General features: G+C 71.9%; 10 protein-coding genes and 2 pseudogenes. 5 read left to right on the top strand and 7 right to left on the bottom strand.

All coding sequences use genetic code 11. The annotated features are described in order from the left end of the window. Together AC0666_RS33290 and AC0666_RS33285 are read left to right on the top strand one after the other, a co-directional pair. A pseudogene (locus tag AC0666_RS33290) lies at positions 1-94 on the top strand (ABC transporter permease); the annotation flags it as partial. A 99-nt stretch (positions 95-193) separates the two neighbouring features. Continuing rightward, positions 194-1,254, top strand: a pseudogene (locus AC0666_RS33285) (formylglycine-generating enzyme family protein). 255 nt (positions 1,255-1,509) lie between these two features. Here AC0666_RS33285 and AC0666_RS33280 read toward each other — a convergent pair. Together AC0666_RS33280 and AC0666_RS33275 are read right to left on the bottom strand one after the other, a co-directional pair. Then, positions 1,510-2,262 carry an amino acid ABC transporter ATP-binding protein gene (locus tag AC0666_RS33280; protein ID WP_468974168.1) on the bottom strand — a complete coding sequence of 251 codons (753 nt, stop codon included), beginning with the start codon at positions 2,260-2,262 and terminating at the stop codon, positions 1,510-1,512. A gap of 23 nt (positions 2,263-2,285) precedes the next feature. Then, entirely contained in the window at positions 2,286-3,245 is a 960-nt protein-coding gene (locus AC0666_RS33275) for an ABC transporter substrate-binding protein (RefSeq protein ID WP_468974132.1), read from the bottom strand. Between the two features lie 682 nt (positions 3,246-3,927). Between AC0666_RS33275 and AC0666_RS33270 the strand changes: the two genes are divergently transcribed. The 3 genes from AC0666_RS33270 (at position 3,928) to AC0666_RS33260 (ending at position 6,778) form a co-directional block, all read left to right on the top strand. Next, the gene (locus AC0666_RS33270) at positions 3,928-4,932 is read left to right on the top strand and encodes an amino acid ABC transporter permease (protein WP_468974134.1); all 1,005 of its coding nucleotides are present in this window, start codon (positions 3,928-3,930) and stop codon (positions 4,930-4,932) included. A gap of 84 nt (positions 4,933-5,016) precedes the next feature. Then, entirely contained in the window at positions 5,017-5,811 is a 795-nt protein-coding gene (locus AC0666_RS33265; protein ID WP_468974136.1) for a DUF4253 domain-containing protein, read from the top strand. Positions 5,812-5,884: 73 nt separating this feature from the next. Further along, the gene (locus tag AC0666_RS33260; protein WP_468974138.1) at positions 5,885-6,778 is read left to right on the top strand and encodes a restriction endonuclease; all 894 of its coding nucleotides are present in this window, start codon (positions 5,885-5,887) and stop codon (positions 6,776-6,778) included. A 39-nt stretch (positions 6,779-6,817) separates the two neighbouring features. On the opposite strand, the gene AC0666_RS33255 is transcribed toward AC0666_RS33260, so the two are convergent. From AC0666_RS33255 to AC0666_RS33235, 5 genes are all read right to left on the bottom strand, one after another. Then, on the bottom strand, positions 6,818-7,795 hold the full coding sequence (locus tag AC0666_RS33255; protein ID WP_468974140.1) for a helix-turn-helix transcriptional regulator: 978 nt from the start codon (positions 7,793-7,795) through the stop codon (positions 6,818-6,820). Positions 7,796-7,910: 115 nt separating this feature from the next. Next, positions 7,911-8,699: a 4'-phosphopantetheinyl transferase family protein gene (locus tag AC0666_RS33250; RefSeq protein ID WP_468974142.1), complete on the bottom strand. Its 789-nt coding sequence runs from the start codon at positions 8,697-8,699 to the stop codon at positions 7,911-7,913. Between the two features lie 16 nt (positions 8,700-8,715). Continuing rightward, complete coding sequence (locus AC0666_RS33245) at positions 8,716-9,393, bottom strand: nitroreductase family protein (RefSeq protein ID WP_468974144.1); 678 nt, start codon at positions 9,391-9,393, stop codon at positions 8,716-8,718. Then, positions 9,390-10,226, bottom strand: a complete 837-nt coding sequence (gene ddaH, locus AC0666_RS33240; protein ID WP_468974146.1) for a dimethylargininase — start codon at positions 10,224-10,226, stop codon at positions 9,390-9,392. The genes AC0666_RS33245 and ddaH overlap by 4 nt, the downstream gene beginning before the upstream one ends. Before the next feature lie 130 nt (positions 10,227-10,356). Further along, the gene (locus AC0666_RS33235) at positions 10,357-10,779 is read right to left on the bottom strand and encodes a VOC family protein (RefSeq protein WP_468974148.1); all 423 of its coding nucleotides are present in this window, start codon (positions 10,777-10,779) and stop codon (positions 10,357-10,359) included. Positions 10,780-10,784 lie beyond the last annotated feature (5 nt).

Raw genomic sequence — 10,784 nt, 5'->3', positions numbered from 1 at the left:
GATCCTCCTCGTCGGCATCGCCATCGACCTCCTGATCTTCAGCCCCGTCGAACGCCGGGTACTCCGCACCCGCGGCCTGCAGGTCAAGAGCTGATCAGGGGTCGGTCACCCGGCGAGATCCGTTCACGCGGAGTTGCACTCTCCACATGCCGTACAAGGACCCGCTCCGCCCCCCGGCCCCAACCTCATCGGCATGGCAGCTGGAAGCCCTCTCACTGAGCGTCGCCACCCCGCTCCGGACAGGCCTGCCCAGGTGGCGGCCGCCCGTCCCACCGTTGCCGCGACCCGCCCCAACATTCTGCTCATCGTCAACCGCACCGACGGAGCCGCGATACCTTCCTGCTGCACCCGCGGACACAGTGACGCCACCGTCGCGCTCTCCTTCGCACCGCGGCCGCCTGCAGCCGCCGCCCAGCGGGCCGCCCGGCGGCTCACCGACCTGCCGGGCGGGCACTTCCTCATGGGCACCGACGACCCGGACTCCTTCCCAGCCGACGGTGAAGCGCCGGTACGCGAGGTCGCCGTAGATCCGTTCTGCATCGCGCCGACGACGGTGACCAACGCCCAGTTCGCCACCTTCGCCAAAGCCACCGGCCACGTCACCGAAGCCGAACACTTCGGCTTCTCCTTCGTTTTCGGCGGCTTCCTGGCCGAGGACGTCGCCGCCGTCTCCCGACCCGTGGCGGCCGTCCCCTGGTGGCGGGCCGTCCCGGGCGCCAGCTGGCGGAACCCCGAGGGCGCCGGCTCGTCCGTTACCGCGCGCCAGAACCACCCCGTCATCCACGTCTCGTGGAACGACACCCAGGCGTACTGCGCCCGGTCCGGCACCCGCCTGCCCGCCGAGGGCGAATGGGAGTACGCGGCCCGCGGCGAGCTCCAGCAGCGGCGCTACCCGTGGGGCGAGGACCTCACCCCCGGCGGCCGGCACATGTGCAACATCTGGCAGGGAGACTTCCCCGCCCTCACACCGCGGAGGACGGCTACGAGGGCACGGCACCGGCGAAGTCCTTCCGCCCCAACGGCTTCGGACTCTACAACGTCGTCGGCAACGTAGGGGAAGGGTGTGCCGACTGGTTCGCACCCGGCGCCAGCCGCGTGATGCGCGGCGGCTCCTACCTCTGCCACGACTCGTACTGCAACCGCTACCGCGTCGCGGCCCGCAGCTCGAACACGCCCGACAGCTCGACCGGCAACATCGGCTTCCGCGTGGCCGCGGACACCGGTGCGGCCGCCGGGACGACACCGCTGCCCTGAGCGTGAGCGAGGCGTTCTCCCGCCGCCACGAACTGACCGTCGCCGACGTCCGTACTCCGGGCGCGTTCGCGTCCGGCCACCTGCCGGCCGCCGTCAAGGTGTTGCGGCCGAGGGCCCCGAGCGTGACCACTCCTGCTCGCGCCCCACCGGACCGCCCCGGCCCGTACGACGGCTCCGCCACGACGGGCCGGCCGAAGGCGGTCTGTGCCTGCCCACTGCGGCACCCCACGCGCGCATGACGAGGAACGCGCGCGGTCAGAGGACCTTGGAGAGGAAGGCGCGGGTGCGGGCGTGCCGCGGGGCGTCCAGGACGGCCGCGGGCGGCCCCTGTTCGACGACGGCTCCGGCGTCCATGAACACGACGGTGTCGGCGACCTCGCGGGCGAAGCCGATCTCGTGCGTCACGACGATCATGGTGGTTCCGGCGCTGGCCAGGTCCTTGATGACGTCCAGGACCTCACCGACCAGCTCCGGGTCGAGTGCCGAGGTCGGCTCGTCGAAGAGCAGTACCTTGGGTTCGAGGGCGAGCGCGCGGGCGATGGCCACGCGCTGCTGCTGCCCGCCGGACAGCTGCAGCGGGTAGGCGTCGGCCTTGTCGGCGAGGCCGACGCGGTCCAGCAGCCGGCGGGCCGTCGCCTCCGCCTCCTGCCGCGGGCGGCGCAGCACCGAGACCGGGGCCTCGACGAGGTTGTCCAGCACGGTGAGGTGCGGGAAGAGGTTGAAGTTCTGGAAGACGAACCCGATGCGGGTGCGCTGCCGCAGAACTTCCTTCTCCTTCAGCTCGTAGAGCTTGCCGCGGGAGCGGCGGTAGCCGACGAGATCGCCGTCGACGCTGATCCAGCCGCGGTTGACCTTCTCCAAGTGGTTGATGGTGCGCAGGAGTGTGGACTTCCCCGAGCCGGAGGGGCCGAGGACCACGGTGACTTCGCCGGCGCGGACCTTGAGGTCGACGCCGCGCAGCACTTCCAGTGGCCCGAAGCTCTTGTGGACACCGCGCACCTCGACCATGACGTCACCCACGGACTCACCCCTCACGTGTGCTCCGCCGGGTTGATCTGCGACGCGTCGATCGCGGAGGCGGTGGTGCCCCACTTCTTCAGGATCCGCGCGTAGGTGCCGTTCCTGATCAGCTCGTTGACGGCGGCCTGGAGGGCGGGGGTGAGCGGGGAGCCCTTCTTGAAGGCGAATCCGACGTCGAGGCGGTGGTACTCGCCCAGGAAGGAGGTCTGCGCGGCGGGCTGTGCGGCCTGGTGGCGCAGGCCGTTGATCGTCGACATGACGACGTCGATCCGGCCCTGCCGGAGGGCGGTGGTGACGGCCCCGCTCTCGGAGAAGATCTTGACCTCGTACGGCTTCTTGCCGGCCGCGGCGCAGACACCCTTCTGCGCTGTGAGGGTCTTCTCGAACGTCGTGCCCGCGCCGGTGCCGATGGTCAGTCCGCACAGCTGGGTGAGGTCGGAGACCTGCGTGGTCAGTTTGGTGTTGCCCGTCTTGACCGCGAACCCCTGCCCGTCGTTGATGTAGGTGACGAAGTCGATGGTCTTCAGGCGTTCGGTGGTGACACCGAAGTTGCCCGTGCCGAAGTCGTACTTGCCGCTGCCGAGTGCGGGCAGGATCGTCTCGAAGGAGGCGTCCTGGCGCTCCAGTTTCACGCCGAGGACCTTGGCCACCGCGTCGGCGATGTCGATGTCCTGGCCGGCGGGCGGCTTGTCCTGCCCGTTCGGGTAGTACGCCGCGGGAGGGGATCCGACGGAGCTGCCGACCCTCAGGGTGCCCGCCTTGCGGACCTCCGGGGGCAGCAGGGCGGCGATCGAGTCCACGGTCTGTACGCCGGCGACGGGGTCGTCGGCCGGTGCGGAGGAGACCTGGGCACCCGCCACGGCCGGGGCTCCGCCACCGGAGCCGCAGGCGGTCAGCGCAAGGAGGGGCAGGAGGGCGAGGGCGGCAGCGGTGCGCAGGCGGGTGCGGATCCCGTTCCCGGGGAGGTTCACAGCGGGAAGGCCTTTCCGTTGCGGGGCAGGGTGCGGAGGCGATCGTGCAGGGGGGCATGCCTGAACAGCGGCTGTGGCAGCCGGGATGTGGCGAGCCGTCAAAGGCGCCTGTACGGGATGCGGGCGTGACGACGCGGGACGTCGGGAGAATCGGGACGGCGACAGCGCACGCCCCGGCTCGCGGCAGCATGCCTCGTACGGCTCACTGCCCGCGTCCGGGGGTGGTGCGAAGGGGGATCTCGGCCCGCGACGGGGTCACCGAGGGAGGGAAGGGCCGATCAGACAGCCCACTGCCGCGTCAGGCGCAACACGCCGCGGACCACACGCGACCGAAGTCGATGTAGCCGCGCGAGACCAAGCGCTGATGGGCATTCATGCGACTACTTGAGCAGTACATGCGGCTCTACGTCAAGCAACGGCCCGGATGCCGGACGGCTTCGGCCGGCCGGGCCTCGCGTGGTTGACACGGCCGGGCCGTAGGCACATACGATCGACGGCGGAGCGGCTCCGCGCATACGGCAGCCCCTCCAGCCGCGTTGAGGGACGCGGCGAGCGTGACGACACGGATATCCGTTCCCGGCAGCACCGCATCCGCATGCGCGCGGAGCCTGTGCCGGTGTTTCCGCGTGCCGTGCCGCCGGGTGGTCATCCCCGCCCGCGCCCCTTCCCTGGAGAGCCTCCCATGGCCACCCCGCCCGATGTCTCCGATGTCTCCGATCTCGCTGACGTAGCCGTCATCGCCCCCGCCCGCGCCAGGGCGGCCGACCGGGCCGAGCCGCCACCGATCGTGCCGCGCCGTCGCATCGGCCGCCGGCTGTCCGCTGCCGCCGCGCTGCTGGTCTTCGCGCTGGTGCTGACTTCCGTCGTCCGCAACGAAGCCTTTCAATGGGACGTGGTGGGGCGGTACTTCACCACCGCCGCCGTGCTCGACGGGCTGCTGCTCACCCTGTGGCTGACCGGCGCGGTGATGGTGCTCGGCTTCCTGTTCGGCACCGTGCTGGCGGTCATGCGCCTGTCCGCCAACCCCGTTCTGCGGACGCTCAGTTGGGGTTACGTGTGGATCTTCAGGTCCACCCCGCTGCTGGTGCAGCTGTTGTTCTGGTTCAACATCGGCGCCCTGTACCCCACGCTCGGCCTCGGCATCCCGTACGGCCCCCAGCTCGTGGCCATCAAGACGGTGAACCTGCTCGGCCCGACCCTCACCGCGGTCATCGGCCTGACCCTGCACGAATCCGCGTACGCCGCCGAGGTGGTGCGCGGCGGCATCCTCTCCGTGGAGCCCGGCCAGACCGAGGCCGCACAGGCGCTCGGCCTGAGCAGGCGCCGTACCCTGCGCCGGATCGTCGTTCCCCAGGCGATGCGGTCGATCGTGCCGACCGCCGGAAACATGCTGATCGGCACGCTCAAGGGCACCAGCATCGTCAGCGTGCTGGCCGTGCACGACCTGCTGTACTCGGTACAGCTGGTCTACAACCAGAACTACCAGGTGATCCCGCTGCTGATGGTCGCAACCCTCTGGTACATCGCCGTCACGACCGTGCTGAGCGGGGGCCAGTACTACGTCGAGCGGTACTACGCGCGCGGCACGTCCCGCAGCCTGCCGCCCACACCGCCGCAACGACTGCGCATCCGGCTGACCGGCCTGCGGGCCCGGCTGCACGCACTGACCGCCTCCGGCGGAAGGTAGCCCCGCCACCGCGGCACTCCCGCCCCTTCCGGAGGGCCGACCGTCGTCACGCCGTTGTCAGTGGCTGCCCTTACGGTCTTTGACATGGCGACACTTCCCAACCCTCTGCCCAGGCTGGCCACCGACCCGAGCGGCCGGTCCCTCGGTCTTCAGCTGCCCCCCGGGCGCCTCATAGACGCGACCGAGGACAGGCCATGGCACGAGCCCCTGCTGTGGCGTGCCGACAAGCCGGCCTCTCCGGGAGCCTGGTTGAGGCTGGGCGTTCCGGCGGCGCGGGCCGGGCTGCTGCCCGTGCTCGTGGATCTCGGGGGGTCGCAGGGCGGCCCGGAGGACTGGGAGTTGATGCCCGGCGAGATGTCGTACCCGGGGGATCACGAACCCGACGAGGTGCTCGCCGAGCACTGGCAGGAGTACGCGGCGGAAGGCGAGGACTGGCCGGGACTCGCCGAGGGCGGGGCGGCCGTCGCCACCGCTACGCCGGAGGTGCGGGCGGCCCGGACCGCGGATGCGCTGAGCGCCGCGCGCTCCTCCTGGTTCCAGGATCCGCATCTCGCGCTCGTACCCGCCCGCCGCAGTGCCGACATCCCGGCGGCGATCGGCTGGGCGGGCCCGTTGAACCACGAGACCGACACCGCGCGCCTGTGTGCGGTCCTGCGCTCGTGGGAGGAGCGCTTCGGCATACGCGTCGTCGGCCTGGGATTCGACGTCCTCACCGTGTCCGTGGCCATGCCGCCCACCACTCCCGCCCTGGCCGAGCGGATCGCGGCGGAGCACCTGGCGTTCTGCCCGGACAACGTCCTGCAGGGCGGCGCCGGGGGGCTGGAGGCGTACGCCAAGGAGCTGGTCCACAAGGACAGCTGGACCTTCTGGTGGGACTGAGAGCCCGACCCCTCCCCGTAGTCACGCCGGCAGGTGCACCTGTCGATGCCTCTCTTCAATTCCTGGGAAATTCGTGTCCGACATACCAGCCGCCTTCCACTCCGGCGTCAAACCCGTCACGGACGATCCGAAGGCGCCGCAGAAGAAGTTCACCGCAGACTGCTCGCTGTGCGGCAGACCCCTGATCCGCGGTCGGCATCGCTTCGTCACGTTGGGCTCGCAGCACGGCTGGCCCTTGGCCTGGCACCTCACGGGCGACACCACCACCTGCATCCCCGGGCTCGTCCCCAGGCCCGTGACCCTGGTCGCCCTGTCGAAGGGGGACCACATCCTGGGGCCGGACGGCCGGCCGCACGTCGTACACGAGTGCACTTCCCTCACCCGTGGTTACCGGCTCCACGCCATCAGCCGGGCTCCGGTCTACCTCGACCACGCCCATTTCTTCCTCGTCCCCGACCCCGGGGAATTCGACCGGCTCCGCGGCCAGGCGGACACTGCGCCGCGTGCCTTGGTGCCGACCGGGTTCCGCTTTCCCACCCACGACTCGCTCCTGTTGACCGCCGACCAGATCGACGCGCTCACGCCGGCCGACTTCGAGCTGTTCGTGGCGTCGCTCCTCGAATACAGCGGCTGGGGCATCGTGCGGCGCGGTGGACACGCCAATGACCGCGCGGCGGACGTCCTCGCCGTGGACCGGGAAGGCGTCTACGTCGCCGTCCAGTGCAAGCACACCAGCACCGGCAGAAGCAGCAACGTCGGCGCACCCACCATGTACCAGGTGAACGGAACGGCCCTGGCGGAACACGGTGCCACGGCGGCGTTGGTCGTGACCAACGGCGGTTTCACGAAGGACGCCCGCTCCTTCGCGCAGCGCCACCGGATCCCGACCATCGACAGGAGCGCCCTGCTGCTCTGGGCCGGCCGAAAGGCGACCCTCCACGACCTTCTTTCCGGCGCCCGTCCTTGACCACCGGGTATGCCTCGTTGACCACCGGGTATGCCTCGTTCAGGAGAGCCAGCCGGCGCGGGCCGCCAGGACTCCCGCCTCGAAGCGGCTGCGGGCCCCGAGGCGGCCGATCAGGCCGGACGCGGTGCGCCGTACCGTCCGCAGGGAGAGACCGAGCTTCTTCCCTATGGCCTCGTCGGTGTGTCCGCTGGCCAGCAGGTAGAGGAGTTCGCGCTCGCGGCGGGACAGGCCCGTGCTGTCGGGGTTGTCCTGTTCGTGCCAGGGCAGGCCGGAGTCCCAGAACCGGGTGAAGAGGACGCGCAAGGCCTCCACCACGCCCCTGCTGCGGATCTCCAGGGCGCCCTGGCGGCCGTCCTCGGGGTCGATGGGGACCAGGGCGACCTCGCGGTCGACGATGACCATCAGCATGGGCAGGGTGGGCACCGTCCGGGTCTCGCCGCCCAGCGAGGACAGCCAGCGCACGTATTCGAACGTGTCCGGATCCTTGCGGAAGCTGTCCTGATAGAGGGTGCGCAGGACCACCCCCCGCTCCAGCGCCATCTGGTCCAGCGGCTTGCTCGACTCCATGACGTCGGGCTTCTGCGCACCCCCGGGGAAGAAGGACAGGCACTCGGTCCGGGCGGTCTCGGCGAGCTGCTCCAGCCGTCGGCGCACCGTCTCCAGTCCGAACAGCTGCTGGACCACCTCCGGAGCGTGCTGCCGACTGCTGAACTGGCTGACGAGCGCCGCCACGGAGGCCCGGGCCTCCTCCAACTGCCGCTGCTTGGCACTGAGTTCCAGCTCATTGCGGTTCAACAGCACACCCAGGCCGACTTCCGGGCTGACCGTCAGGAACTCCCCCTCCGCCCTGCTCGGCTGGAGCAGGTGGAGATCGGCCAGTTCGTCCAGGGCGGCGCGGACCGCCGATTCGGAGAGGCCCAGGTGCCCCGCCACCTGCTGGACGCCCCATTCCGGCTGGGCGAGTAACAGTCGGTACACGGCTTCGACCGCCGGTCCCAGACCGAGTGCTTCCAGCAAGATCTGCTCCTTCCACAGGGGGTGGGCCCGTGGGCGCCCCACGTGGGCTCAGGGGTGCGGAGCACCGGTCACGGGGAAGCTGGTGACCGTGGGACGCCGAATTCGGCAGACAGTACTACTGCCCGTCCGCTATGTGGTATAGCGTGGCCGAAAATGCCACTGCCGCGTGGCCGCCCTCCCCCGCGTCCACGTCGAGCACGGTCCACCCGGCCGCGGGCGGCCGGGACGGCGGGAAGGCGCCGGTGCCGAGGTAGTTCCCATCGATGCCGTGGGCGAGTCCGGCCCCGATGCCCTTGAGGTACGCCTCCTTCCTCGTCCAGCAGCGCAGGAACGCCTCCCGGCGCGCGGCCGGCTCCAGTGCGTCGAGCTCCGCCCGCTCCTGCGGGTGCAGCAGGTCCCGTACCGCGTCGTCCACGTCGGTGGGCGACGACGCCTCGACGTCGACGCCCACCGGCGTCCGGCCGACCGCGTACAGCACCAGGTCCGCGCTGCGGGAGAGCGAGAAGTGCAGGCCCGGCACGGCCGGTGCGGGGCGCCCGGAGGGGCCGCCGCACACCGTGCAGGGCTGGCGGACGAGCACCACCTCGTCCGGTTCCTGTCCCAGGTACGCGCCGAGCAGTCGGCGCAGCCCCAGGCGTCCCGCCGTGTACCGGTGGCGGTCGCGCGGATGGACGAACCGGGCGCGGCGGGCGGCCTCTTCGCCCCGCAGCGGGGTGGCCGAGTCCGGGCGCAGCGGCTGCTCCGACGCCCGCAGCAGCCACAGCTGCGGCGGCGCTCCGGGCGGCGGCGCGACCGGCCGGCCCGGCAGCGGCCCGTCGCCCGCCGGCAGCGGCCGCGGCACCAGGAGTCCGGTCGGCGCGGGGGCGCGTACGGGCGCCGGCGCCGGTACGGCGGCAGCGGTCATGTCCGCGCTCCGCCGCTCAGGCCGCGCGGCTGCCGGCCGCGACCGGGGCGCCCGCGTACGGGACCGGCTCGCGGAAGCGGCTGATGCGGGCGCTGACGTCCTCCAGGGGTCGGCGGGTACGGACGTTCGCCGGGTCCGGGGTGCCGATGTCCAGGGAGCCGAGCAGCTGTTCGTCCTCCCGCAGGCCGAGGACGGCGCAGGCGGCGGCGGAACGGGCCAGCCGGCCGGTGCGCCAGATGCTGCCGTAGCCGCGGGCGTGCAGCAGGAGCATCAGGGAGTGCGCCATGCAGCTGGCGGCGGCGAGCTGCTCCCACTCCGGGACCCGGTGGCCCGTGTGCGGGGAGAAGACCAGGGCTGCGGTCAGCGGGGCCCGGCGCAGCTTGGCCGTCAGCTGCCGGGCCGCGGTCTCGTCCGCGCCGTCCTCGTCGGCGAGGGCGCGGCCGAGGACGTCGCGGTCGTCGCCGCGCAGCAGCACCCAGCGCCAGGGCCGCAGCCGGCCGTGGTCGGGGGCGGAGCTCGCGCCCTGGACGAGGTAGGTGAATTCGTCGTCGCTGGGCGAGGGCCCGTCGAGGACCTGCTCGCTGCGCCGGGTGAGTATCGCCGTCATGACATCCATGAGTGGGGTTTCCTTCTCGTCGTCCGGGTGCGCGGGCGTGCTGCGGGCGGCCGTGGTGCGGGCAGTGGGGGTCCTCATGGCCGGATTTCGAGGGTGCAGCACTTGACGCTGCCGCCGCCCTTGAGGAGTTCGGACAGGTCCATGCCGAGGGGGCGGAAGCCGCGCGCCCGCAGCTCGGCGGCCAGGCCCTCGGCGGCCTCGGGGAGCACCACGTTGAGGCCGTCGCTGACGGCGTTCAGTCCGAAGACGGCCGCGTCCTCGGCGGAGACCTTCAGCGCCTCGGGGAACAGCGTTTCCAGCAGGGCGCGGCTGCCGGGGGCGAAGGCCTCCGGGTGGTACATGATCTCGTCGCCGTCGAGGACCGCCAGGGCCGTGTCGAGGTGGTAGTAGCGCGGGTCGACGAGTTCCAGGCTGATGACGGGCCGTCCGAAGAAGGCCTCCGCCTCCTGGTGGCTGCGCTGGTCGCTGCGGAAGCCGTAGCCGGCGAGCACGAAGCTCGCGGTGACCAGGAAGTCGCCCTCTCCCTCGTTGACGAACTCCGGGTCGTGGACTTCGGGGAAGCCCTGGGAGCGGAACCAGTCCAGGTACGCGGCCCCCTCGGGGAAGCGCTCGGCGTTGCGGAAGCGGGCGCCGAGGACCCGGCCGTCGACGACGGTGGCGCCGTTGGCGGCGTACACCATGTCGGGCAGGCCCGGGACGGGGTCGATCAGGTCGACGGTGTGCCCGAGGTCGCGGTAGAGCTCGCGCAGCCGCTCCCACTGGAGGACGGCGAGGGCGGCGTCCACCGGCTTGTCGGGGTCCATCCACGGGTTGATCGCGTAGACCACCTCGAAGTGCGCGGGGCGGCACATCAGGTAGCGGCGCGGGCGCTGCGTGCGGGGGCGGGGGGCGGGCGTCTGGGCGGTGCTCATGGGTCACTCCCTTGTGGGTCGTACGGCGCGGTACGGGGACGGGCCGCCCGGGGTCCGGACGGACCGGTTGCGACGGGGTCGCCGCGGCGAGCCTGTGCGGTGCGGGCGAACGGCGGGTGACGACGGTGGTTCAGCCTGCGGGCGAGTAGTGCACGAGCTCGATCAGCAGCTCGGCGGGGTCGGGCAGGTAGAGGAAGGAGACGCGCATCCCGGGCCGGGCTCCGCGGCAGGGCCGGGCGTCGAGCGAGAGGAATCCCTCGGTCCGCAGCCGGTCGCGTTCCTGCTCCAGGTCGTCCACGGTGAAGGCGAGGTGGTAGAGGCCGGGCCCCTGCCCGCGCAGCCGGCCGTCGACCGCCGAGCCGTCGCGGACCGGGGAGACCAGTTCGACGGCCGGTGCGGGGTCCGCGCCGGGCAGGCTCCAGAACTCGCAGGCCACGCCGTAGGCCTCGGCGGTTCCGCGGTCCGTGCGGGCCAGTCCGAGGGCGGCCAGTTGGGCGCCGGCCGGGCCGGGATCGGCGGTGGCCAGGCCGACGTGGTCGAGCCCGAGGATCACGGGTC

The organism is Streptomyces sp. NPDC043680 (genome assembly GCF_056436685.1).
This window is presented reverse-complemented; position numbering and strand designations above follow the sequence as displayed.